Raw genomic sequence first — 22,049 nt, 5'->3', positions numbered from 1 at the left:
GGAGATGCTTATGCGCATTGCTTCCCGTTGGATCGGCGGCGCCGTCGCCGCCGCCCTGCTCACCCAGCTCACCGCCTGTGGCACCCTGTTCTACCCGGATCGTCGCGGCCAGATCGAAGGCAAGATCGACCCGGCCGTAGCAGCCATGGATGCCATCGGCATTCTCTTCTTCGTGATCCCTGGCCTGATTGCCTTCGCCGTCGACTTCGCCACCGGGGCCATCTACCTGCCCGGGGGCCAGAATGCCCAGGTCGCCCCCGAGAAGCTGCAGGAGGCCATCGGCGCCGACGGCAAGGTCGACCCGGTACGCCTGAAATCGATCATCGCCCGCGAAACCGGCCATGACCTGCCACTGGACAACCCGCAGTTGCTTCATCGCAGCGGCAACCTGCAGCAACTGGCCGCCCTGGGCTTGCGCCCAGCCGCCTGAAATGGACGCACTGGCCAGGCACTTCCAGCATCTGCTGGCCTACCACGGCTGGGCTTACCGGCGCCTGCTGGAGAGCCTGCGGCCCGTGGATGATGCGGCCTTACGCGCGCCGTGCGGGTTGTTCTTCGGCAGCCTGCACGGGACCCTGAACCATCTGGCGGCAGTGGATCGCATCTGGCTGGCGCGGGTACGCCAGGAGCCTCCGCCCTTTGACCGCTTGGACGTGGAAGTGGCCAATGGGCGCGACGAACTTGCCGCTTGCCTGGCGGCGGGCGTGCAGGCCTGGCAGGTGCAGCTGGCCGGACTGGAGGGCAACGCCCTGCTGAGTCCACTTAACTACCGCAATATGCGCGGCGAATCCCAGCGCCGCTCTCTGGCAGATATCGTCACCCACCTGGTCAACCACGGTACCCACCACCGCGGCCAGGCCTCCGCCGCGATTTCGGCCATGGGCCTGGAGACGCCGGCCATGGACTTCATCTATTTCAAGCCGGAGTCGGCATGACCTCACCCCGCCGGCACGCGCAACTGCTGCGCCTGGCCACCCGAGCCTCCCTCGCCGTCGCCATCATCCTCGTCATAGCCAAGGCCATCGCCTGGGCCATGAGCGGCTCGGTCAGCCTGCTCGCCGGCCTGACCGATTCGCTGATGGATAGCGCAGCCTCCCTGCTCAACCTGCTTGCGGTGCACTACGCCCTGAAACCGGCTGATGACGACCATCGCTACGGTCACGGCAAGGCCGAAGCCCTGGCCGGCCTGGCACAAGCGCTATTCATCAGCGTCAGTTCCGTGCTGGTGGCGGCCCAGGCCTACGAGCGCCTGAATGACCCGCAGCCGCTCGAGGCGGAAATGCTCGGTATCGGCGTGATGATCCTGTCACTGGCCCTCACCGCTGCACTGCTCCTTTTGCAACGGAGGGTGATCCTCGCTACCGGCTCCACCGCTGTCCGCGCCGACTCCCTCCATTACCGCTCCGACCTGCTGCTCAACGGCGGGATTCTCCTCGCCCTGGTGCTGGCCAACCTGGGGTGGCAACAGGCTGATGCGCTGTTCGGCCTGGGTATCGCCGGCTACATCCTCTGGAGTGCCATCAGCATCGCGCGGGAATCGATTTCGGTGTTGATGGACGAGGAACTGACGCCGGCGATCAGCGCCGACATGCACCGACTGGCGTGCGCGGTCCCCGGCGTGCTTGGCGCACACGACCTGCGCACGCGGATTTCCGGCAACCACTGGTACGTGCAACTGCACCTTGAGCTTCCAGGGGAGCTGACGCTTTCCCGTGCCCACGCTCTCTGCGAAGCGGCCGCGGATGCCATCACAGCGCAGTACCCTCGTGCCGAAGTGCTGGTGCATGCCGACCCCAGCGAAGTGGTGAAGCACGACTAGAGCAATTGCTCTAAAACTCCTAGACTGCCTCCTTCCATAACAATAACGAGGAGTCTGCAATGCCCCCGTCCCTATCCGCCGCCGCCCTGCTCGGGCTGGTGGCGTGGAGCCTGCTGCTGGTTTTCCTGATGGTGAACCAGCGCGGTTTGCTGGTACTGGCTGGGCGGATGAAGGTCAACGCCTTCGCCGCTGACGGCAGCAATACCCCCGGAGCTTTCGGCCAGCGTCTGGTACGCGCCCATGCCAATGCCCTGGAAAACCTGCCGATGCAGGCGGCCGTACTTCTTTACGCCATCGCTGCCGGGCAAACCGCAATCACCGACCCGCTCGCTGGCCTGCTTCTCGGCGCCCGACTGTTCCAGAGCTGCATGCACCTGATCAGCACCAGCGCGCTTTTCGTCTGGTTGAGGTTTGCCGGGTTCTTCGTACAGGTCGCGATCCTGGCCTGGTGGCTGCTGAAGCTGGCAGGGTTGGCCTGACAACCGCTTCATACGCGCAAGAAAAAAGGGGACCCCATACTGCGGGTCCCCTTCGGGAAATTCGTCCTGTGCTGGCGATTGTGTCGCCGCTTTCATCGCCCGCCTGATTGGGCAGCGCGGACCCGGGGACCTGCTCGATCCGGTTGGATCGGCGGCGCCGACGCACCTGATTGGGCGGGTCGGGTGGACTTGCTGTCCGGGCCGTGAAACTGAGAGAAATCTTACGTCCAGGCGCACGACAAATGATTGCTAACATTGCTCAATACAGTGCCACTTGCGCAATTAATCACTAAGACAGCAAGATATATCGCAATCCAATCAAATAATGGCGGCCGCAATGGAAAAGCTCGATCGCTACGACCTCAAGATCCTCGCCGAACTGCAGCGCGACGCGCGCATCTCCAATCAGGAGCTGGCTGAGCGCATAGGGCTGTCCCCTTCGCCCTGCTCGCGACGGGTCAAGCAACTGGAGGATGACGGCTATATCGTTCGCCAGGTCGCCCTGCTGGACCGCAAGAAGCTGGGTCTCAGCCTCACCGCCTACGTGCTGATCGGCATGGACCGGCACACGCCGGAGCGCTTCGAGCACTTCCAGGAAGTGATCAGCCAATGTCCCGAGGTGCTGGAGTGCAGCCTGGTCACCGGTATGGAAGCGGACTACCAGTTGAAGGTGGTAGTGCCGGACATGGACCACTACCAACAGTTCCTGCTCGGGCAACTGACCCGAATCGAAGGGGTGACCAGCGTGCGCTCGAGCTTCGTGCTCAACCAGGTACTGAGCAGCACGGAGCTCCCCCTGGGCCACCTGCGCGGCTGAACGGCCCTCGCGCGGCGGATGGCTTGGCGTATAATCCTCGCGCTTTGCTGTACCCCCGCGTGGCCCCGCCTCATAAGAGCCCTCCGGCTCACAGAATCACAAGCGCACCGCCCCGCTTTCCGCCCGGCCCTTCGGCCGAGCGGGTGCAGCCTGTATTCAGTCCACGAGGTGTGAAATGAGCCCGGAGAAATTCGAAGAATTGATGATGACGGCGATGATCGCCGGCCTGGTGGCCTTCATGGCCTTCATCGTCTGGGACCTGGCCAAGAAGTCCAAGGCCGGACGCTTCGGCACCATGATCCTGTTCCTGGCCCTCGGCCTGGGCGTGCTGGGCTTCGTCATCAAGACGCTGGTAATTGGCGGCCTGGAAGGTATCTGAGTCGCAACGCCCGAGCCCGTCAGCCAAGGCGGGCTCAGCAAGCCGGTCAGAGCTGGGCCGGCACTTCCCTGTATTCCCCCAGCCCCAGCCCATCGAGGCTCCAGGGGCCTATTCGCACTCGTACCAGGCGCAAGGTAGGCAGCCCTACCGCTGCAGTCATGCGCCTGACCTGGCGGTTGCGCCCTTCACGAATCACCAGCTCCAGCCAGGCAGTGGGCACGCTCTTGCGAAAACGCACGGGCGGGTTGCGCTCCCATAGCTGCGGCTCTTCAATCCGCCGCGCTTCAGCCGGCAGGGTCGGCCCGTCGTTCAGCTCCACGCCCTCGCGCAATTGCCGGAGCTGCTCTTCGCTGGGCTCACCTTCCACCTGCACCCAGTAGGTCTTTGCCAGTTTATGCTTCGGGTCGGCGATGCGCGCCTGCAAGCGGCCGTCGTTGGTCAACAGCAGCAGGCCCTCGCTGTCACGGTCCAGCCGCCCGGCGGGATAGATACCGGGGATGGGGATGTAGTCCTTGAGCGTCGCGCGGCCCTCCCCGTCGCTGAACGGGGTCAGCACGGCGAAGGGTGTGTTTAACAGCACCAGGCGCGGTTCGGCCGGCGGCGCCTTGGCCACGCGACGAGGAGCAGCGGGACTGGGGCGACGGGAAGCGGGACTGGGGCGACGGGAAGCGGGACGGGTGGGGCGAGTTGGACGCGACATGCCTGGAAACGGGTTGGCGGTCTGGGAATGGGAGAGGCATGCTAGGTTGAGTGCTTCCCTGCCGCAAGAGAGAACGCCATGTCGCGTGCCCTGCGTCCTATCTGGCTGATCAACTTGATGACCCTCGCGGGCTATCACCGCTCACCCTATCGCGGTCGGGCCTCGGACAACTTCGACGGCCGGCGCTTTCGCAACGTGGAACCCAAACCGCACAAGGACTTGCGCGCCTTCCTGCGTTGGCAGTTCAGCCGCGAGAAGCAGGCGGACTGGCTCGACCAGCCCGGCCCGGCCGTCCCACCCGAAGTGCCGACTCGGGTTGAGGGCGACGAGTTGCGGGTCACCTACATCAACCACGCCACCCTGCTGATCCAGCATCGCGGGTTGAATATCCTCACCGACCCGGTCTGGTCCCAGCGGGTCAGCCCCTTCAGCTTCGTCGGCCCCAGGCGCCATCACCCGCCGGGCCTGGGGCTGGACCAGTTGCCGCCCATCGACCTGATCCTGGTCAGTCACAACCATTACGACCACCTGGACCTGGAAAGCCTGCGTGCGCTGGTGGAGCGCTTCCCTCTGGCCACCGTGGTCAGCGGGCTGGGCAACGGGGTGCTGATTCGCGAAGCCGGCTTCAAGCAGGTCACCGAACTGGACTGGTGGCAGGAACTGCCGCTGGCGGGCGGCCTCAAACTGCATTCGGTGCCGGTACAGCACTGGTCGGCGCGAACCCGCAGCGATACCAACGAAACGCTGTGGATGGGCTTCGTGATCGAATCACCGGACGGCCCCTTCCTGTTCCCCGGGGATACCGGCCTGGGACCAGAGTTTCGCCTGATCCGCGAACGCTTCGGGCCGATGCGTTTTTCCGCCCTGCCCATCGGGGCCTACGCGCCGCGCTGGTTCATGCGCGACAACCACATGAACCCGGACGACGCCGTGCAAGCCCACAAGCAGCTGGAGTCCGGGTGCAGCCTGGCCATCCACTTCGGCACCTTCAACCTCACGGATGAAGGTCAGTTCGCCCCGCCCCGCGACCTGACCAAGGCACTTGCCGACTGGCAGGTGGACGCCGACGTCTTCCGTGTGCCGACTCCGGGCTATCAGTGGTTGATTCCAGCCTTGACCGATTGAATGAAGAAGGGCCGCACTGCGCGGCCCTTCTTCGTTCGTTTCGCGAGTGAATTCGCGCCCTGGACAATCAGGACGCCGCGTCGATCAGCGGAATGGCGGCTCATCAAAGCTGCGCAGTTTGCGCGAGTGCAATGCGTTCAACTGAGTACGCAGCAGGTCGAGGGCTGCAATGCCAATGCGCAGGTGCTGGCTGACGGCGCGCTGGTAGAAGGCACTGGCCGAGCCGGGCAGCTTGATCTCGCTGTGCAGCGGCTTGTCGGAGACACACAGCAAGGTGCCGTAGGGCACCCGCAGACGGTAGCCCTGGGCCGCAATCGTGCCGCTTTCCATATCTACCGCTACCGCCCGCGACAGGTTGATCAGCGGTCGCTCCTGGGCCCAACGCAGCTCCCAGTTGCGGTCGTCATACGTGAGCACGGTACCGGTGCGCAGGCGGCGCTTGAGGTCTTCGCCACGTTCACCGGTGACCTGTGCCGCGGCTTCCTGCAATGCCTGCTGCACTTCGGCCAGTGCCGGCAGCGGGATATTCGGCGGCAGCACCCGATCGAGGATGCCGTCGCGGCGCATGTAGGCGTGGGCCAGCACGTAGTCGCCAATCGTCTGCGACTGCCGCAAGCCGCCACAGTGGCCGATCATCAACCAGCAGTGCGGGCGCAGCACGGCCAGGTGGTCAGTAATGTTCTTGGCATTGGACGGCCCGACGCCGATGTTCACCAGGGTCACCCCGTGTCCATCGGCTGCGATCAGGTGGTAAGCCGGCATCTGGTAGCGGTGCCAGACCACACCGTCGACGATGGCCTGCATCTCGCCTTCATCCATACCGCGCTCCACCACCACGTTGCCCGGCAGCACCATGCGCACGAAGCGCGGATCTTCGCGCAGTTGATCGATGCCGTGACGGATGAACTGGTCGACATAGCGGTGGTAGTTGGTCAGCAGAATCCACGGCTGCACATGGCGCCAGTCGCTACCGGTGTAGTGCACCAGGCGGCGCAGGGAGAAATCCACGCGCGCGGCGTCGAACAGCGCCAGGGGCAGCGGGTCGGCGTTTTCCCAATCGTAAAGGCCATCAGCCACGCCGTCGGTGGCGGCGGAAAGATCAGTGCTGGGGAACACGCGCGCCAGTTCGGCGGCGGTCACCCCGGATCCGGCCAGTTCGTCGCCCTGCTCCACCACGTAGGGATACGGGATGTTCTGTTGGCTGATCCCCACTTCCACCAGCACGGTGAAGTCATGCATCAGCGGCCGCAACTGCTCCAGCAAATACTTACGGAAGGCGTCCGGGTGGGTGACGGTAACGCAGTAGTTGCCCGGCACCTGGATCTTGGCGTAAGCGCGAGTGGTGGAGGGCACTTCGCCCTGGCAGCGATAGGTAATGCGCAGCAGCGGGTAGCGGAACAGCGCGCGCTGCTCGGCATCCGGCTCGATGCGTTCCTTGATGTAGCGCTTCAGCGCCTGACTGAGGGCTCCGGTAGCCTGCCTGTGCAGCTCGGCGAGGCGATCGACAGCTTCCTCGGCGGTTTCGGCAATTACAAAATCGTTCGGTTCGCGGCTCACGGTCGGCATCCTTTCTATTCGCTCTGGACCTATCTTGCCTGCTTGGACAGATAAAGGCATAGAACGATTCGGCAGGTTGCCTCACCGCTCACTCCACCCGCCGCACGGCGGGTGGAGGAACCTTGGGATCACGCCAGATGCGGTGTAGCCCGGGCCACCAGGGCCTCCACGTCGGCGCCGCGCGGCAGGGTGCCGTAGACGCGGCCGTAACCATTCAGGCGGCTGCCGATGAAGGCGTCGGCGACAGTGGCGTTGCCGGCCTCCAGCAGCAGCTTGGCCTGCAGTGCTACGGCCACGTCTTCGGTGAGCTGGCGGGCGCGGTACTGAATATCGCCGGTATCAGCGAAGCCCTTCTTGAGGTTGCCGATGAAGGACGCGAGTCGCGCATCGCCGTGGCCGTCGCCCAGCTCGGCAAACAGCACGTCGAGCACGCCGGGCTCCTTGGACAGGGCACGCAGTACGTCCAGGCACTGCACGTTGCCGGAGCCTTCCCAGGTGGAGTTGACCGGTGCTTCGCGGTAGAGGCGCGGCAGGATGGTGTCTTCCACGTAGCCCGCGCCCCCCAGGCATTCGGCGGCTTCGTTGATCATCGCGGGGGCACGTTTGCAGATCCAGTATTTTCCCACGGCGGTCACCAGGCGGGCGAACTTGTCTTCCTGTTCGTCGTGGGCGCTGTCCAGGGCGCGGCCCATGCGCATGGTCAGGGCCAATGCGGCTTCGCTTTCCAGCGCGAGATCGGCCAGCACGTTCTGCATCAGTGGCTGCTCAGCCAGCACGCGTCCGCCGACCTTGCGGTAGGCGCAGTGGTGGGCGGCCTGGGTCAACGCCTGACGCATCAAGGCACTGGAACCGATCATGCAGTCGAAGCGCGTCAGGGCCACCATCTCGATGATGGTCGGTACGCCACGGCCCTCTTCACCCACCATCCAGGCCAGGGCGCCACGGTACTCGACCTCGCTGGAGGCATTGGACCAGTTGCCCAGCTTGTTCTTCAGGCGCTGGATGTAGAACTCGTTGCGGCTGCCGTCCGGACGGTGACGCGGCAGCAGGAAGCAGGACAGCCCCTTGTCGGTGTACGCCAGGGTAAGGAAGGCGTCGCACATGGGCGCCGAGCAGAACCACTTGTGCCCCACCAGCTCGTAGGCCTGGCCCGGCCCCGGGATGCCCACCGGGTGGGCACGGGTGGTATTGGCACGGACATCGGTACCGCCTTGCTTCTCAGTCATCGCCATGCCGATGGTGGCGCCAGTCTTCTGCTCGATGGGCAGGTTGCGCGGGTCGTACTCGGTGGACAGTATCTTCGGCAGCCACTTCTCGGCGATGTCCGCCTGCAGACGCAGGGCGGGCACACTGGCGAAGGTCATGGTCAGCGGGCAGCCGGTGCCGGCTTCGGCCTGGCTGTGCAAGTAGCTCATTCCGGCGCGAGCAACCTGGGCACCGGCACGCGGATCGGTCCAGGGCATGGACGGAATGCCGTGCTCGATGGCAGCGCGCATCAGCTCGTGGTAAGCCGGGTGGAACTCCACCAGGTCGACACGGTGGCCATAGCGGTCGTGGCTCTTGAACACCGGCTTGTTCTCATTGGCGAGAAAACCCGCGGCCATCAGTGAGCCGCCGGCCAAGGCGCCATAGGTATCCAGGCGCTGTTCGGCCCAACCACCCTGGTAACGACGCACCCACTCCTGCAGCGGGAGGTCGACGCGATAAAGGTTGGCGCCATCCAGTGGCGGCACCTGGTTGAAAACTTCATGGGTTTCAGCGAACTCGTGCAGGCTCATCGCAAGTCTCCAGGGGCAGATTGACTGGCGCCCAAGGCGCGCAGGCAGAAAGTGACGAGAGTGGTGCAGACGGCCTCGAGGTCGTCCGACGCATGACCGGACTCGCGCAGGGCGCGGGCCGGAGGCGACAGCGGGCCGACCAGGGACTCGGCGATAGCGCCGACCAGGCAGGCAGCGGTCAGGGATATGGATGACACCTGGAACTCACCACGCGCCTGGCCTTCCGCCAACAGTTGGCAGAACAGTTCGGCGTAGGCCTCGCGGTAGAGCAGACGCTTCTCGTCCACTTCGGGGTCGACCGGTTCGGCGATCAGGGCAAAGGCCAGCCGCTGGCTGTGCCAGGCGCGCGCAGCGAACTGGCGCAGGCCCCGCGCCAGGCGCTCGGCGGCCGGTCCTTCGCCACGCAGCACCTCGGCCAGGCTGTCGACTTCCTGTTGGCTGGCCTTGGCGAACACCTCAGCCGCCAGCTCGCCCTTGTTGCCGAAATGGCGATAGAGACTCCCGGTGGCGATACCGGCGTCCTCGGCCAGGGCCTGCATGGTCAGCGCGGCGAAGCCGCCTTCCACCACCCGTGCATGGGCACACGCGAGAATGCGGCTGCGCAGCGCCTGATCACGGTCGATTCGGGAAGCGGTGGTGCGATAAGCCATGATCTGAATCCTGATTCACTTCTTTCAGTGAATCAGGATTCAGACCTTGCAGAAAGCGGGAGAAATGCCGCGTTTGGTGACATATGCGCCGCCACCCAAAGCCATACGCCTGCCGAAGCGATCAGCTCAACGACCTTGCAGCCTCGACCGGCTTGCACAGCAGCCAGTCGTTGAGCAGGGCGCGCAGCTCCTCGAACTTCACCGGTTTGGCCATGTAGTCGCTCATGCCAGCCGCGAGGCACCGTTCGCGGTCGCCGCTATGACTGTGCGCGGTTATGGCCAGCACCGGCAGATCGGCACAGCCGGGCATGGCGCGCAGGGCGCGACAGGTAGCGAACCCATCCATCACCGGCATCTGGCAGTCCATCAATACGGCGTCGATGGGCTCGCGACGGATCTGTTCGAGGGCCTCGGCGCCGTTGTCCGCGGTGCGCACGCGGTAGCCGAGCTTGAGCAGCATGCCGCGGGTCACCAACTGGTTGATGGCGTTGTCTTCCACCACCAGCACGGTGCATTGCTCCGGTCGACGTTGTGGCTGACCACCGGGACGACGCGCCGGCACGACCAGGGCCTGGGCCGGCAATGCCAGGCTCAGGTCCAGGCTGAAGGTGCTGCCACGACCGGACTGGGATTGATGGGAAAGTTTGCCGCCGAGCAACGCCACCAGTTGCTGGCTGAGCGCAAGACCGATGCCGAGACCGCCGTACTCGCGGGTCATGGAACCGTCGAGCTGGTAGAAGCGCCGATAGATCAGGCCATCCGGTGGAGTGGCAAAGCCAATGCCGGTGTCGGTGACCTCAATGCGCAACGCCAGACTGCCGTTGGCCGGTTCCTCGCCACTGACCTTGAGGCCGACTCGGCCGTGATTGGTGAACTTGATGGCGTTATCCAGCAGGTAGCCCAGCGCCTGGGCAAGTTTGCCGGCATCACCCTCGAGAGTGTCCGGCAGCTTTTGGTCGAGCGTAAGGTCGAACATCAACCCCTTTTCCTCGGCGCGGGGGGCGTATTGCACCCGCAGGCTGTCCACCAGACCGCGCAAGCTGAACGGCTCGCGCCGCGGGTAAAGCTTGCCGGCCTGCAGCTCGGTCATGGCGAGAATGTCGTTGACCAGCCGCATCATGTCCCGCGCTGAACTGGAGGCGGTGCGCTGGTACTGCTCCAGTTCGTCGTCCAGTGGCAGGGTTTGCATCAGCTCGAGGGAACCGATGACACCGTTCATCGGCGTGCGCAACTCGTGGGTGACGGTGGCGAGGAATTCGTCTTTCAGGCGGTTGCTGTTGGCCAGTTCCTGGTTGAGCGCTTCCAGCTTGCGGCCGGCGTCCAGGAGGATGCGTGCACGCTCTTCCTTCATGGCGTTGATGCGATCGGCCAGGGCCAGGGACAGCAGACCCACCTCCAGTGCCGAGCCGATCTGGCTGGCGTACATGGTCAAGAAGACGTTCGGCAGGTAACCCAGCACCATCAGGGTGTTGATGGCGCCGCCAACGAGGAAGGCGCTCCAGGCAATGATGAAATAGCGCGCTACACGCATCCCGCGCAGCCAGGCCAGCACACCGGCGGCGAAAATCACCACCGTGAAGATCAGCGCCAGGGAGGTGGCCAGACGCAGGGCCAGGCCATAGCTGGCGGTCAACGCCAAGACCATTGCCAGTCCGCCCAGGGCCATCAGGCCCAGCAGGGCGCGGTCCATCCAGGGGCTGTGGTCGGCGGTATGCAGGAAACTACGGGAGAACTGGCAGCCGAACAGTGCCGCCGAACCAATCAGGAAAGGCGTCGCCGCATTCGCCCACCAAGGGTTGTCCGGCCAGAAGTACTGGATGCCCGCGCCATTGACCGATATCTGGTAGAGCCCGAAAGAGCCGATATAGAGGATGTAGTAGAGGTAGCTGGTGTCGCGGACGCTGAGGAAGATGAACAGGTTGTAGAACAGCATCACCAGCAGCACGCCATAAATGATGCCGAGCACATAAATGCGTTCCGGCTGTTCCTCGAGGAAGGCTTTCTGCGACCAGAGCGTCAGCGGCGCCTGGATGGAACCCTCGCTCTGCAGCCGCAGATAGATACGCCTGGTCTGATTGGGTTGCAGGCTGATGCTGAAGACGTAGTTGTTCTGCTTGATTTGACGGCTGTTGAACGGCAACGCATCGCCGGTGCGTTGGGCGAGGCGGTAACCACCCTGGCCGTCAGGCAGGTAGAGGTCGAGGTGGTCCAGCGGCGGGTAAGCCAGTTCCAGCAGCCAGTCCTGCTGGCCACCCCGGTCGAGCGGGCGGTAGGTCAGGTCGACCCGCAGCCAGAAGACTGAGCGAGAGTAACCGGCATTGAGCACGGACTTGTCATTGCGACGGAAGCTACTGGCCAGGGCTGGGGACGTGATGTCGTCGATCTCGGCATCGCCACGAACGTCTTCGAACACGTCCATGTGCTTGCCCAGCGGAAGACTGCGCAGCTGCTCGTCGAACTCCACGGCATTGGCCAGCCCCGCGAGCAGGCAAAGAGATAGGAAAAGGAGGATACGCATGCAGCCCCGCAATGGCCTCTTGACCGCGTCCGGGAGCCCCACCTCCTTATTCGGCGCGCCACCCGGGGCCAGGTTGTTCAAAAACAGCACTCTAGCACAGCGCAAGGCGGCTGAAAGCTGCACATTGCCATCATGCCGAAACAGCTCTATTCCGGGCCTTACAGACTGAAGAACAAAGCCACCCTGAACACCCCTGAGGCAAAGCGCCGCCGGTGCGGCTCGGCGAGGTGTTTAATGGTAAGCTCGCCGACCATGAAAACGACCAACTCTCGCCCCGTAGTCCTCTGCCTTTCCGGCCACGACCCCAGTGGTGGCGCCGGCCTCCAGGCGGATATCGAAGCCCTGATCGCACAAGGCTGCCACGCCGCTCCGACGGTGACCGCCCTGACTGTGCAGGACACCGTCAACGTTTCCGACTTCCGCGTTCTGGATCGCGAATGGGTGCTGGCCCAGGCCCATGCCGTGATCGCCGACCTGCCGGTGGCCGCCGTCAAGCTGGGGATGCTCGGCTCGGTGCAGATGGTCGAAACCGTACTGGAAATCATGCAGTCGTTGCCAGGCATTCCGCTGGTCTGCGACCCGGTGCTGCGTGCCGGAGGCGGCGGTGCACTGGGCAAGGACGAGGTGGGCTACGCGATCCGCGAACGCCTGCTACCGGTGGCCGCCATCGCCACCCCGAACCTGCCGGAAGCGCGCATCCTCGCCGAACTGCCGGAAGGCACACCGGACGAATGCGCGGAGAAGCTGTTGCCCTTCTGCCGCAACCTGCTGATCACCGGCGGCCACGGCGACGAGACCGAAGTGCACAACCGCCTCTACACCCAGGACGGTCAGCGCCACACCTTCACCTGCCAGCGCCTGCCCGGCAGCTACCACGGCTCGGGTTGCACCCTGGCCAGCGCCCTGTCCGGCCGCCTGGCCCTGGGCGAGGAACTGTCCAGCGCCGTTCGCACCGCGCTCGACTACACCTGGCGCACGCTGCGTGACGCCGAACAACCCGGCCATGGCCAGTACGTGCCGCGCCGCTTGCCGTTGGACTTCTGCCCATGAAACTGCGCGGTCTCTACGCCATAACCGACAGCCAACTGCTGGCCGGCGGCAAGCTGCTGCCCTATGTCGAGGCCGCACTGAAGGGCGGCACCAAATTGCTGCAGTATCGCGACAAATCCAGTGACGACGCCCGCCGCCTGCGCGAGGCCGAGGCACTGGGCGAGCTTTGCACTCGCTACGGTGCCCAGTTGATCATCAATGATGACGCTGAACTGGCCGCACGCCTGGGCGTCGGCCTGCACCTGGGCCAGGGTGACGGTTCCCTGGCAGCAGCCCGCGCCCTGCTCGGCCGCCAGGCCATCATCGGCGGCACCTGCCACGCCAGCCTCGACCTGGCTGCCGCAGCGATCAAGGAAGGCGCCAGCTATATCGCCTTCGGCCGCTTCTACAATTCCCAGACCAAACCGGGCGCACCGGCTGCCACCCTGGACCTGCTGGACCAGGCAAAGCAGCGCTTCCAGTCGCCGATTGTCGCCATCGGCGGCGTGACCCTGGATAACGCTCCCGAATTGATCACCCGCGGCGCCAGCATGGTGGCAGTGGTCCACGCGTTGTTCGGCGCAGATTCTGCCGCTGAAGTAGAACGCCGCGCCCACGCCTTCAGCGCCCTGTTCGACGCCGCCTGAACCCGAATTCGCTTGTAAAGAGAGTCCTGCCCATGTCCCGTTCCGAAACCCTGTTCGCCAACGCCCAGAAACACATCCCCGGCGGTGTCAATTCGCCGGTCCGCGCCTTCAAGAGCGTCGGCGGCACCCCGCTGTTCTTCAAGCATGCGATCGGGGCCTACGTAACGGACGAGGATGACAAGCGCTACGTGGACTACGTCGGCTCCTGGGGCCCGATGATCCTCGGCCACAGCCATCCGGACGTGCTGGACGCGGTGCGCAAGCAACTGGAACACGGCCTGTCCTACGGCGCGCCCACCGCGCTGGAAGTGGAGATGGCCGATCTGGTCTGCTCCCTGGTGCCGTCCATGGAGATGGTGCGCATGGTCAGCTCCGGCACCGAAGCCACCATGAGCGCCATTCGCCTGGCGCGCGGCTACACCGGCCGCGACAGCATCATCAAGTTCGAAGGCTGCTACCACGGTCACTCTGATTCCCTACTGGTGAAAGCCGGCTCCGGCGCCTTGACGCTAGGCGTGCCAAGCTCCCCCGGCGTGCCGGCGGCCTTCGCCCAGCACACCCTGACCCTACCGTTCAACGACATCGACGCGGTTGAAAAGACCCTGGCCGAAGTGGGCAACGAGGTGGCCTGCATCATCGTCGAGCCGGTGGCCGGCAACATGAACTGCGTGCCGCCGGCCCCGGGTTTCCTCGAAGGTCTGCGCAGCCTGTGCGACAAGCACGGTGTGGTGCTGATTTTCGACGAAGTGATGACCGGCTTCCGCGTCGCCCTCGGCGGTGCCCAGGCCCACTACGGCATCTCCCCGGACCTCTCCACCTTCGGCAAGATCATCGGCGGCGGCATGCCGGTGGGCTGCTTCGGCGGCAAGCGCGAAATCATGTCGTGCATCGCCCCGTTGGGCCCGGTTTACCAGGCCGGCACGCTGTCCGGTAACCCGCTGGCCATGGCCGCCGGCCTGACCACCCTGAAACTGATCAGCCGCCCTGGCTTCCACGCAGAGCTGACCGACTACACCACCCGCATGCTCGACGGCCTGCAGCAGCGCGCGGATGCCGCCGGCATCCCCTTCGTGACCACCCAGGTGGGCGGCATGTTCGGCCTCTACTTCAGCGGCGCCGACGACATCATCACCTTCCAGGACGTAATGGCCAGCGATGCCGAACGCTTCAAGCGCTTCTTCCACCTGATGCTGGACGGCGGCGTGTACCTGGCGCCAAGCGCCTATGAGGCGGGCTTCACTTCCATCGCCCACGGCGACAAGGAACTGGCGATCACCCTGGACGCCGCCGAGCGCGCCTTCGCCAAACTCAAGCAGGCCTGATGCAGTACAGCACGGCCCTCTCCGACGGCATTCTCGCCCTCGCCTGCCTGGCCAGCGCCTTCGCGCTGGTCCGAGCGGGCAAGACGTTCGCCGAAGCAGAGCGGCCGGCCTGGTTCTGCGCCTTGCTCGGACTGCTGATCCCGGCCGCCGCAGCCCTGTGCGGGGTGGTGCGTTTCTCGCTTGTTCCTTCCTGGCACGAAATCCACAGCCTGTTCAGCCAGGCCGGGACCTTCCTCGCGCTACCGTTGATCGCCCTGGCGATCTTCGCCTTCGCAAGGGGCACTATCGGGAGTCGCGCTGGCTGGGGTCGCCTGGTGATCGGCTTGTGCGTCTTCTTCGAACTGGCCCGGCGCTTCGGGCTGCTGAGCGAATACCGCCTCCTGTTGAGTCTCGCCGCCTTCGCCCTGATTCTACTGGCCAGCCTTGGCCGGCTACCGGAGCAGCTCCTGCCGCTGCTGGCGGCACTGGCGACCATTGGTCTGTTCCTGGCGGCTGGGCTGATCGTGGGGACTGACGGCTTTATCGGTCCGTTACGCCGAGTCGACCTGTTCCACGCCCTGCTCACCCCCGCCTATCCGCTTCTAGCCTGGCTGCTGCTGCACCTTCGCGGCACCGAGACAAACGCAAACAAAGTAAAGGCTTTGTAAGATCGCCCCGGCTTATTTCATAATGTGACGGTCGGCGCGTTTCTCGCCGACCGGGCATGATGCCTGCACTGCTTCCGAGGCGCTGTGATCCCCATGAACCGCACCGGCCGCACCCTTATTCTGGGCTGCCTGTTGCTTTTCCTGCCGCTGCTGGCCAATGCCGGCGGTAACTCCCTGCTGATCCCTGCAACCGGCCGCTGCAACCTGAACAGCCTGCCGGAAAACCTCTCGGAAGCCATTTCCGCCTGCCAACAGGCCGCCAAGGGTGGCGACGCCGAAGCCCAGTATGAGCTCGGCGAGTTCTACTACGACGGCAAACGCACCCCACGCGACCTGGCCCAGGCCCTGCAATGGTTCGAGCAAGCATCCCTCAATGGTCATGCCGTGGCCCAATTGCGCCTGGGCAACATGTTCTTCCGGGGCGAAGGCGTACAGGCCAACAACGTGCAGGCGTACATCGTGCTGAAGATGGCCGCAGTGAACGGTTCGGACGAGGCAATGGACAGCGCCGACCTGGTGGCCGCGCAGATGCGTAGTGATGAGTTGGAAATCGCTACCCAGGTACTGGGACAGATCTTCCGCAACTACCTGCTGGAACTGCAGGCCGCTGACGGCGGCTCGCCTTTCTCGCCCCTGCCCTGACGGCAGCGGCACACATACCGATACCCGCTTACTTCTCCGGCATCGGCATGGGGAATGGCATTACGTTGCCGCTGCCTTTCGCTTCGCTGATCTTCGGCGTGCCCAGGCGCTCCACTTCGTCGATGCGAATGATCGAATGCATCGGCAGGAAACTGCGCACGACGCCTTCAAATTGGGCCTTGAGCTTCTCTTCGCTGGGGTCGACGACTACCTGAGTGCGCTCGCCGAAGACAAATTCCTCCACCTCCAGAAAGCCCCACAGATCGCTCTGGTAGATCTGCTTGGCGTACATCTCGTACACCTGGCCCTGGTTCAGGAAGATCACCTTGTAGATTGGGGTGGACTTGCTCATGGCGGTTCGGCGGGTCGTCGCGGGGCGTTTTCGGGGGCGCAGATCATAGCATAGCCATCAGGCAGCCGGCGCTAGGAACGCAGGGGGATGGCGACTATAATGCGCGGTTCTTCGAACCACCTGATCTGAAGTGCATGGCCAAGAAGCTCTATATCGAAACCCACGGCTGCCAGATGAATGAGTACGACTCGTCGCGCATGGTCGACCTGCTCGGCGAACATCAGGCACTGGAGGTCACCGAACGCGCGGAAGAAGCCGACGTGATTCTGCTCAACACCTGCTCAATCCGCGAGAAGGCGCAGGAGAAGGTGTTTTCGCAACTTGGCCGTTGGCGCGAACTGAAACAGCAGAACCCGGAACTGGTGATTGGCGTCGGTGGCTGCGTGGCCAGCCAGGAAGGCGCCGCCATCCGTGAGCGCGCGCCCTACGTGGACGTGGTGTTCGGCCCGCAGACCCTGCACCGCCTGCCGGAAATGATCGACGCCGCACGCCTCACCCGCAAACCCCAGGTTGACATCAGCTTCCCCGAGATCGAAAAGTTCGACCGCCTGCCCGAGCCCCGTGTCGATGGCCCCAGCGCTTTCGTCTCGGTGATGGAAGGCTGCAGCAAGTACTGCACCTTCTGCGTCGTGCCCTACACCCGCGGCGAAGAAGTCAGCCGTCCATTCGACGACGTACTGGCCGAGGTCATCCACCTGGCCGAGAACGGCGTCCGCGAAGTGACCCTTCTGGGCCAGAACGTCAACGGCTATCGCGGCCTGACCCATGATGGGCGCATCGCCGAATTCGCCGAGCTGATCCGCGTGGTCGCCGCCGTCGAGGGGATCGACCGCATCCGCTACACCACCTCGCACCCGCTGGAGTTCTCCGACGCGCTGATCCAGGCCCACGCCGAAGTGCCAGAGCTGGTGAAATTCGTCCATCTGCCAGTGCAGGCGGGCTCCGACCGCATCCTGGCGGCCATGAAGCGCAACCACACCGCACTCGAATACAAGTCGCGCATCCGCAAGCTGAAAGCCGCGGTACCGGATATCTGCATCAGTTCGGACTTCATCGTCGGCTTCCCTGGTGAGACCGACAAGGACTTCGAAGCCACCATGAAACTGGTGGAAGACGTCGGCTTCGATTTCTCCTTCTCCTTCATCTACAGCTCGCGTCCGGGCACCCCGGCAGCCGATCTCGTGGATGACACCCCGGAAGAGGTGAAGAAGCAGCGCCTGCAGATACTCCAGGGCCGCATCCACCAGCAGGGTTTCGAGATCAGCCGACGAATGGTTGGCAGCATCCAGCGCATCCTGGTCAGCGACTTTTCCAAGAAGGACCCGGGCATGCTCCAGGGCCGCACCGAAAACAACCGCATCGTCAACTTCCGCAGCGCCAGCCCGCGTCTGATCGGCCAGTTCGTCGATGTGCGCATCGACGATGCCCTGCCCCACTCCCTGCGCGGCAGCCTGCTCGAGGAAGCCCCGCACTGATCGACCTTCGGGGTCCGCGCTTTTCCAGGCGGGCCCCCGGGGTTATTCTTCATGTCACTCCACTCCTACCGCCCAAGGGCGAACACACGACATTGAACGCCTCCCTGGATTTGCACCGCTTCACCCTGGAACCCTTTGAAGCCCGCCGCTTCGCCAATCTCTGCGGCCAGTTCGACGAGCATTTGCGCTTGATCGAACAACGCATGGAAATCGAGATCCGTAACCGAGGTAACCAGTTCGAACTGGTTGGCGACCCTCAACGCACCCGCGCCACGGAAAACCTCCTGCGTCGCCTCTACCGCGAAACCGAAGCCATCGAATTGTCGCCCGACCTGGTGCACCTCTTCCTCCGCGAGACGGGAATGGAAGAAGCCAGCCCCAGGACCGAAGCCGTGACACTGCGCACCCGCAAAGGCAACATCCGCCCCCGCGGTGCCAACCAGCAGAGCTACGTGAAATCGATCCTCGATCACGACATCAATTTCGGCATCGGCCCGGCCGGCACCGGCAAGACCTACCTGGCAGTCGCCTGCGCCGTGGACGCCCTGGAACGCGAGCAAGTGCGACGCATCCTGTTGGTTCGACCGGCGGTCGAGGCGGGCGAAAAGCTCGGCTTCCTCCCTGGCGACCTCTCGCAGAAGATCGACCCCTACCTGCGCCCGCTGTACGACGCACTCTACGAGATGCTCGGCTTCGAGCAGGTAGCCAAGTTGATCGAGAAGCAGGTCATCGAAGTCGCCCCGCTGGCTTATATGCGCGGCCGCACCCTTAACAACAGCTTCATCATTCTCGACGAGAGTCAGAACACGACCCTCGAGCAGATGAAGATGTTCCTGACCCGTATCGGCTTCGGTTCCACCGCCGTGATCACTGGCGACATCACCCAGATCGACCTGCCGCGCGGCACGAAATCCGGCCTGACCCATGTGATCGATGTGCTGCGCGATGTTCCGGGCATCAGCTTCACCCACTTCAAGTCCCAGGACGTGGTGCGCCACCCGCTGGTGCAACGCATCGTGGAAGCCTACGACCGCTTCGACAGCCGCCAGCAGCCAGCCAAGGCCAAGCCGGCCGACAACGACCCGGGCGCGATAAACGACAATGCTTGAACTTGACCTGCAACTCGCAAGCACGGCCCCGGGCCTGCCGAGCGAGGCGGACTTCCGTCGCTGGTGCGAGCTGGCCCTGCGCCAGCGCAGCGCCGACTCCGAGCTGACCATCCGACTGGTGGATGAGCCCGAAGGCCGCGAACTGAACCGCACCTGGCGACACAAGGACTACGCTACCAACGTGCTCTCCTTCCCTGCCGATGCACCGGACGAGTTGCTGGATATCCCGCTCCTCGGCGACCTGGTGGTCTGCGCGCCGGTGGTGGCACGGGAAGCAGCCGAACAGGGCAAGGCCCTTCAGGCACATTGGGCGCACCTGGTGATCCACGGTTGCCTGCACCTGCTCGGATACGACCACATCGAAGATGCGGAAGCCGAGGAAATGGAAACACTGGAACGGGAATTGCTGGCTGAACTTGGCCACCCCGACCCTTACCGCGACGACGAAGACCAATAAGAAGCACCGAGCAAAGGACATATGAGCGAAGATCGATCGAGCAACGGGCACAGGTCCTGGCTGGAAAAGCTGACCCAGGCCTTTGCCCATGAGCCGAAAAGCCGCCAGGAGCTCCTCGAGCTGCTGCGCGAAGCCCACCAGAACAAACTGCTCGACAGCGAAGCGCTGTCGATTGTCGAAGGCGCCATACAGGTCGCTGATCTGCAAGTACGCGACATCATGGTGCCGCGCTCGCAGATGATCAGCATCAGGGCCAATCAGACGCCCAAGGAGTTCCTCCCGTCGATCATCGACGCCGCTCACTCCCGCTACCCGGTCGTCGGCGAAAGCCTGGATGACGTCATGGGTATCCTCCTGGCCAAAGACCTGTTGCCACTGATCCTTCAGGACAACGGCCAGTCGTTCAACATCAAGGACCTGTTGCGCCCGGCCACGTTCGTGCCCGAATCCAAGCGCCTCAACGTGCTGCTGCGGGAGTTCCGCGCCAACCACAACCACATGGCCGTCGTCATCGACGAATACGGTGGCGTTGCCGGCCTGGTGACCATCGAGGACGTGCTGGAGCAGATCGTCGGCGATATCGAGGACGAGCACGACGTCGAGGAAGACAGCTACATCAAGCCGCTGCCCAGTGGCGACTTCATCGTCAAGGCGCTGACTCCGGTGGATGCCTTCAACGAGTTCTTCGAGACGGAATTCTCCGAGGACGAATTCGACACCGTAGGCGGTCTGGTCATGGGTGCCTTTGGCCATCTACCCAAACGCAACGAAACCACCGAGATCGGCGAGTTCCGCTTCCGCGTGCTCAACGCGGACAGCCGCCGCATTCATCTGCTGCGCCTTTCCCCGCTTTCCCGTTGATACGCGCCCCCTCCACAGCGGAGGGGCGCCCGTGGATAATCGCGCCCGGAGCCGGAAAAAGGCTCCGCTCGCTCGCTATTCCAGCTCCCTATCCGCCCAAGGACCGAGCATGAACTGGATCACTCGCCCCGGCTGGCCGGGCAACCTGTTGGCCCTGGCCGCCGGCGCCCTCACACCCCTGGCTTTCGCCCCCTTCGACTTCTGGCCCCTGGAACTGCTGTCCCTGGCCCTGTTCTACCTTGGCCTGCGCGACCTGGCACCCAAGGCAGCCTTCTGGCGCGGCTGGTGCTATGGCTTTGGCCTGTTCAGCACCGGTACCAGCTGGATCTACGTCAGCATTCACGACTACGGCGCCGCCTCGGTGCCGCTGGCGAGTTTCCTTACCATCGGATTCAGCGCCGGTGTCGCCCTGTTTTTCGCCCTGCCCGCACTGGTCTGGGCTCGCTGGATACGTCGCAGCGAAGCAGCCCTGGCCGACACCCTGGCGTTCGCCGCCCTATGGCTGGCCCAGGAAGCCTTCCGCGGCTGGTTCCTCACGGGCTTCCCCTGGCTTTACGCCGGCTACAGCCAGCTCGACGGCCCGCTCGCCGGCCTTGCGCCGGTGGGCGGCGTCTGGCTGGTGTCCTTCGCGCTGGCACTGTCCGCCGCCGTGCTGGTGAACCTTGCTCGCCTGCGCAGCCGTCCCGCGTTCCTTGGTGCCGGCATCGTGCTGTTGATCGCGCCCTGGGTCGGCGGCCTGGCACTCAAGGGCCACGCCTGGACCCAGCCTGCCGGCGCGCCGCTGAAGGTCGCCGCCATGCAGGGCAACATCGAACAGAACCTGAAATGGGACCCGGAGCAACTCAACGCCCAGCTCGCGCTCTACCGCGACATGACCTTCAGCGCGCAGAAGGCCGACCTGATCATCTGGCCGGAAACCGCCGTGCCAGTGCTCAAGGAATTCGTCGAGGGCTACCTCGGTGTGATGAATCGCTTCGCCACTGATCGACAGTCCGCCCTTATCACGGGCGTACCGATCCGCCAGAACAATGAACGGGGCGAGAAGCGCTACTACAACGGCATCACCGTGGTCGGCCAGGGCGAAGGGACTTACCTCAAGCAGAAGCTGGTGCCGTTCGGCGAATACGTGCCGCTACAGGAAGTGCTGCGCGGGCTGATCGCCTTCTTCGACCTGCCCATGTCCGACTTCGCCCGCGGCGACTCCAGCCAGGGGCCGTTGATGGCCAAGGGGTACCGCATCGCCCCGTACATCTGCTACGAAGTGGTCTATCCGGAATTCGCTGCCGGACTGGCCGCCCAGAGCGACATCCTCCTGACGGTGAGCAACGACACCTGGTTCGGCACCTCTATCGGCCCGCTGCAGCATCTGCAAATGGCCCAGATGCGCGCCCTGGAGGCCGGCCGCTGGATGATCCGCGCCACCAACAACGGCGTAACCGTACTGATCGACCCGTTCGGCCAGGTCACCGAAGGCATCCCGCAGTTCCAGCAAGGCGTGCTCTACGGCGAAGTCCTGCCCATGCAGGGCATGACGCCCTACCTGCAGTGGCGCGCCTGGCCGTTGGTCATTCTCTGCGGCCTGCTGTTCGCCTGGGCCTTGCTGGCCAGCCGCATCGCCAAGACGGTTTAACGGCACTGGCCGCTCCTTGTTGGGCGTGAACGCACTCACACCCGACAAGGAACACG

At 64.3% G+C, this 22,049-nt stretch carries 23 protein-coding genes; 17 read left to right on the top strand and 6 right to left on the bottom strand.

From position 1 onward, the window contains the following. Positions 1-10: 10 nt before the first annotated feature. The 6 genes from FFS60_RS02175 to FFS60_RS02150 all read left to right on the top strand — a co-directional run bounded on the left by FFS60_RS02175 (position 11) and on the right by FFS60_RS02150 (position 3,494). Positions 11-430 (top strand): polyribonucleotide nucleotidyltransferase, encoded by a 420-nt coding sequence (locus FFS60_RS02175; protein WP_137820999.1) that lies wholly within the window; start codon positions 11-13, stop codon positions 428-430. Between the two features lies 1 nt (position 431). After that, positions 432-935 (top strand): DinB family protein, encoded by a 504-nt coding sequence (locus FFS60_RS02170; RefSeq protein WP_137820998.1) that lies wholly within the window; start codon positions 432-434, stop codon positions 933-935. Continuing rightward, positions 932-1,819, top strand: coding sequence for a cation diffusion facilitator family transporter (locus FFS60_RS02165; protein WP_028629706.1), 888 nt, complete (start codon positions 932-934; stop codon positions 1,817-1,819). The genes FFS60_RS02170 and FFS60_RS02165 overlap by 4 nt, the downstream gene beginning before the upstream one ends. A 59-nt stretch (positions 1,820-1,878) precedes the next feature. After that, positions 1,879-2,298, top strand: coding sequence for an MAPEG family protein (locus FFS60_RS02160; RefSeq protein WP_028629707.1), 420 nt, complete (start codon positions 1,879-1,881; stop codon positions 2,296-2,298). A 325-nt stretch (positions 2,299-2,623) separates the two neighbouring features. Beyond that, the gene (locus tag FFS60_RS02155) at positions 2,624-3,115 is read left to right on the top strand and encodes an Lrp/AsnC family transcriptional regulator (RefSeq protein ID WP_171016472.1); all 492 of its coding nucleotides are present in this window, start codon (positions 2,624-2,626) and stop codon (positions 3,113-3,115) included. 175 nt (positions 3,116-3,290) lie between these two features. Further along, positions 3,291-3,494, top strand: a complete 204-nt coding sequence (locus tag FFS60_RS02150) for a DUF2788 domain-containing protein (RefSeq protein WP_028629709.1) — start codon at positions 3,291-3,293, stop codon at positions 3,492-3,494. 46 nt (positions 3,495-3,540) lie between these two features. Here FFS60_RS02150 and FFS60_RS02145 read toward each other — a convergent pair whose 3' ends face one another. Then, positions 3,541-4,107: a pseudouridine synthase gene (locus tag FFS60_RS02145; protein ID WP_171016475.1), complete on the bottom strand. Its 567-nt coding sequence runs from the start codon at positions 4,105-4,107 to the stop codon at positions 3,541-3,543. Positions 4,108-4,272: 165 nt separating this feature from the next. Between FFS60_RS02145 and FFS60_RS02140 the strand changes: the two genes are divergently transcribed. Further along, entirely contained in the window at positions 4,273-5,319 is a 1,047-nt protein-coding gene (locus FFS60_RS02140) for an MBL fold metallo-hydrolase (protein WP_137820996.1), read from the top strand. Between the two features lie 84 nt (positions 5,320-5,403). On the opposite strand, the gene amn is transcribed toward FFS60_RS02140, so the two are convergent. The 4 genes from amn to FFS60_RS02120 form a co-directional block, all read right to left on the bottom strand. Next, a complete protein-coding gene (gene amn, locus FFS60_RS02135; RefSeq protein ID WP_036997565.1) occupies positions 5,404-6,885 on the bottom strand; it encodes an AMP nucleosidase in 1,482 nt (493 codons plus the stop codon). A 119-nt stretch (positions 6,886-7,004) separates the two neighbouring features. Next, positions 7,005-8,654: an acyl-CoA dehydrogenase family protein gene (locus FFS60_RS02130; RefSeq protein WP_137820995.1), complete on the bottom strand. Its 1,650-nt coding sequence runs from the start codon at positions 8,652-8,654 to the stop codon at positions 7,005-7,007. After that, the gene (locus FFS60_RS02125; RefSeq protein WP_137820994.1) at positions 8,651-9,304 is read right to left on the bottom strand and encodes a TetR/AcrR family transcriptional regulator; all 654 of its coding nucleotides are present in this window, start codon (positions 9,302-9,304) and stop codon (positions 8,651-8,653) included. Before FFS60_RS02125 ends, FFS60_RS02130 begins: the two co-directional genes overlap by 4 nt. 121 nt (positions 9,305-9,425) lie before the next feature. Next, the gene (locus tag FFS60_RS02120; protein WP_137820993.1) at positions 9,426-11,822 is read right to left on the bottom strand and encodes a hybrid sensor histidine kinase/response regulator; all 2,397 of its coding nucleotides are present in this window, start codon (positions 11,820-11,822) and stop codon (positions 9,426-9,428) included. 252 nt (positions 11,823-12,074) lie between these two features. Between FFS60_RS02120 and FFS60_RS02115 the strand changes: the two genes are divergently transcribed. The 5 genes from FFS60_RS02115 (at position 12,075) to FFS60_RS02095 (ending at position 16,109) form a co-directional block, all read left to right on the top strand. Continuing rightward, complete coding sequence (locus FFS60_RS02115; protein WP_028631430.1) at positions 12,075-12,872, top strand: hydroxymethylpyrimidine/phosphomethylpyrimidine kinase; 798 nt, start codon at positions 12,075-12,077, stop codon at positions 12,870-12,872. Beyond that, positions 12,869-13,498 carry a thiamine phosphate synthase gene (gene thiE, locus FFS60_RS02110; RefSeq protein WP_137820992.1) on the top strand — a complete coding sequence of 210 codons (630 nt, stop codon included), beginning with the start codon at positions 12,869-12,871 and terminating at the stop codon, positions 13,496-13,498. The genes FFS60_RS02115 and thiE overlap by 4 nt, the downstream gene beginning before the upstream one ends. A gap of 32 nt (positions 13,499-13,530) precedes the next feature. Beyond that, positions 13,531-14,820, top strand: a complete 1,290-nt coding sequence (gene hemL / locus FFS60_RS02105) for a glutamate-1-semialdehyde 2,1-aminomutase (protein WP_028631428.1) — start codon at positions 13,531-13,533, stop codon at positions 14,818-14,820. Then, positions 14,820-15,467, top strand: a complete 648-nt coding sequence (locus tag FFS60_RS02100) for a hypothetical protein (protein ID WP_137820991.1) — start codon at positions 14,820-14,822, stop codon at positions 15,465-15,467. The genes hemL and FFS60_RS02100 overlap by 1 nt, the downstream gene beginning before the upstream one ends. A gap of 93 nt (positions 15,468-15,560) precedes the next feature. After that, positions 15,561-16,109 (top strand): tetratricopeptide repeat protein, encoded by a 549-nt coding sequence (locus tag FFS60_RS02095; protein ID WP_137820990.1) that lies wholly within the window; start codon positions 15,561-15,563, stop codon positions 16,107-16,109. Positions 16,110-16,137: 28 nt separating this feature from the next. Here FFS60_RS02095 and FFS60_RS02090 read toward each other — a convergent pair whose 3' ends face one another. Further along, the gene (locus FFS60_RS02090; RefSeq protein ID WP_028631425.1) at positions 16,138-16,461 is read right to left on the bottom strand and encodes a DUF1820 family protein; all 324 of its coding nucleotides are present in this window, start codon (positions 16,459-16,461) and stop codon (positions 16,138-16,140) included. Positions 16,462-16,595: 134 nt separating this feature from the next. On the opposite strand from FFS60_RS02090, the gene miaB reads away from it, so the two are divergent. The 5 genes from miaB to lnt all read left to right on the top strand — a co-directional run bounded on the left by miaB (position 16,596) and on the right by lnt (position 21,993). After that, entirely contained in the window at positions 16,596-17,936 is a 1,341-nt protein-coding gene (miaB, locus tag FFS60_RS02085) for a tRNA (N6-isopentenyl adenosine(37)-C2)-methylthiotransferase MiaB (RefSeq protein WP_028631424.1), read from the top strand. Between the two features lie 92 nt (positions 17,937-18,028). Further along, positions 18,029-19,045, top strand: a complete 1,017-nt coding sequence (locus FFS60_RS02080; protein WP_028631423.1) for a PhoH family protein — start codon at positions 18,029-18,031, stop codon at positions 19,043-19,045. Next, complete coding sequence (gene ybeY / locus FFS60_RS02075; protein WP_137820989.1) at positions 19,038-19,502, top strand: rRNA maturation RNase YbeY; 465 nt, start codon at positions 19,038-19,040, stop codon at positions 19,500-19,502. Before FFS60_RS02080 ends, ybeY begins: the two co-directional genes overlap by 8 nt. Before the next feature lie 21 nt (positions 19,503-19,523). Beyond that, positions 19,524-20,363, top strand: a complete 840-nt coding sequence (locus tag FFS60_RS02070; RefSeq protein WP_028631421.1) for an HlyC/CorC family transporter — start codon at positions 19,524-19,526, stop codon at positions 20,361-20,363. A 109-nt stretch (positions 20,364-20,472) separates the two neighbouring features. Further along, positions 20,473-21,993, top strand: a complete 1,521-nt coding sequence (gene lnt, locus FFS60_RS02065; protein WP_137820988.1) for an apolipoprotein N-acyltransferase — start codon at positions 20,473-20,475, stop codon at positions 21,991-21,993. Positions 21,994-22,049 lie beyond the last annotated feature (56 nt).

It is taken from the genome of Pseudomonas sp. D(2018) (assembly GCF_005502555.1).
In the GTDB taxonomy this organism is placed as follows: Bacteria; Pseudomonadota; Gammaproteobacteria; order Pseudomonadales; family Pseudomonadaceae; genus Metapseudomonas; species Metapseudomonas resinovorans.
This window is presented reverse-complemented; position numbering and strand designations above follow the sequence as displayed.

Bases quoted from the DNA above. Each gene is read 5' to 3' on its own strand.
- FFS60_RS02140 (WP_137820996.1), top strand. From the start codon at position 4,273: ATGTCGCGTGCCCTGCGTCCTATCTGGCTGATCAACTTGATGACCCTC.
- FFS60_RS02160 (WP_028629707.1), top strand. From the start codon at position 1,879: ATGCCCCCGTCCCTATCCGCCGCCGCCCTGCTCGGGCTGGTGGCGTGG.
- FFS60_RS02170 (WP_137820998.1), top strand. From the start codon at position 432: ATGGACGCACTGGCCAGGCACTTCCAGCATCTGCTGGCCTACCACGGC.
- FFS60_RS02130 (WP_137820995.1), bottom strand. From the start codon at position 8,654: ATGAGCCTGCACGAGTTCGCTGAAACCCATGAAGTTTTCAACCAGGTG.
- amn (WP_036997565.1), bottom strand. From the start codon at position 6,885: ATGCCGACCGTGAGCCGCGAACCGAACGATTTTGTAATTGCCGAAACC.
- ybeY (WP_137820989.1), top strand. From the start codon at position 19,038: ATGCTTGAACTTGACCTGCAACTCGCAAGCACGGCCCCGGGCCTGCCG.
- FFS60_RS02115 (WP_028631430.1), top strand. From the start codon at position 12,075: ATGAAAACGACCAACTCTCGCCCCGTAGTCCTCTGCCTTTCCGGCCAC.
- FFS60_RS02090 (WP_028631425.1), bottom strand. From the start codon at position 16,461: ATGAGCAAGTCCACCCCAATCTACAAGGTGATCTTCCTGAACCAGGGC.
- FFS60_RS02095 (WP_137820990.1), top strand. From the start codon at position 15,561: ATGAACCGCACCGGCCGCACCCTTATTCTGGGCTGCCTGTTGCTTTTC.
- hemL (WP_028631428.1), top strand. From the start codon at position 13,531: ATGTCCCGTTCCGAAACCCTGTTCGCCAACGCCCAGAAACACATCCCC.
- FFS60_RS02070 (WP_028631421.1), top strand. From the start codon at position 19,524: ATGAGCGAAGATCGATCGAGCAACGGGCACAGGTCCTGGCTGGAAAAG.
- FFS60_RS02165 (WP_028629706.1), top strand. From the start codon at position 932: ATGACCTCACCCCGCCGGCACGCGCAACTGCTGCGCCTGGCCACCCGA.
- thiE (WP_137820992.1), top strand. From the start codon at position 12,869: ATGAAACTGCGCGGTCTCTACGCCATAACCGACAGCCAACTGCTGGCC.
- FFS60_RS02125 (WP_137820994.1), bottom strand. From the start codon at position 9,304: ATGGCTTATCGCACCACCGCTTCCCGAATCGACCGTGATCAGGCGCTG.
- FFS60_RS02120 (WP_137820993.1), bottom strand. From the start codon at position 11,822: ATGCGTATCCTCCTTTTCCTATCTCTTTGCCTGCTCGCGGGGCTGGCC.
- FFS60_RS02175 (WP_137820999.1), top strand. From the start codon at position 11: ATGCGCATTGCTTCCCGTTGGATCGGCGGCGCCGTCGCCGCCGCCCTG.
- miaB (WP_028631424.1), top strand. From the start codon at position 16,596: ATGGCCAAGAAGCTCTATATCGAAACCCACGGCTGCCAGATGAATGAG.
- FFS60_RS02155 (WP_171016472.1), top strand. From the start codon at position 2,624: ATGGCGGCCGCAATGGAAAAGCTCGATCGCTACGACCTCAAGATCCTC.
- FFS60_RS02100 (WP_137820991.1), top strand. From the start codon at position 14,820: ATGCAGTACAGCACGGCCCTCTCCGACGGCATTCTCGCCCTCGCCTGC.
- FFS60_RS02150 (WP_028629709.1), top strand. From the start codon at position 3,291: ATGAGCCCGGAGAAATTCGAAGAATTGATGATGACGGCGATGATCGCC.
- lnt (WP_137820988.1), top strand. From the start codon at position 20,473: ATGAACTGGATCACTCGCCCCGGCTGGCCGGGCAACCTGTTGGCCCTG.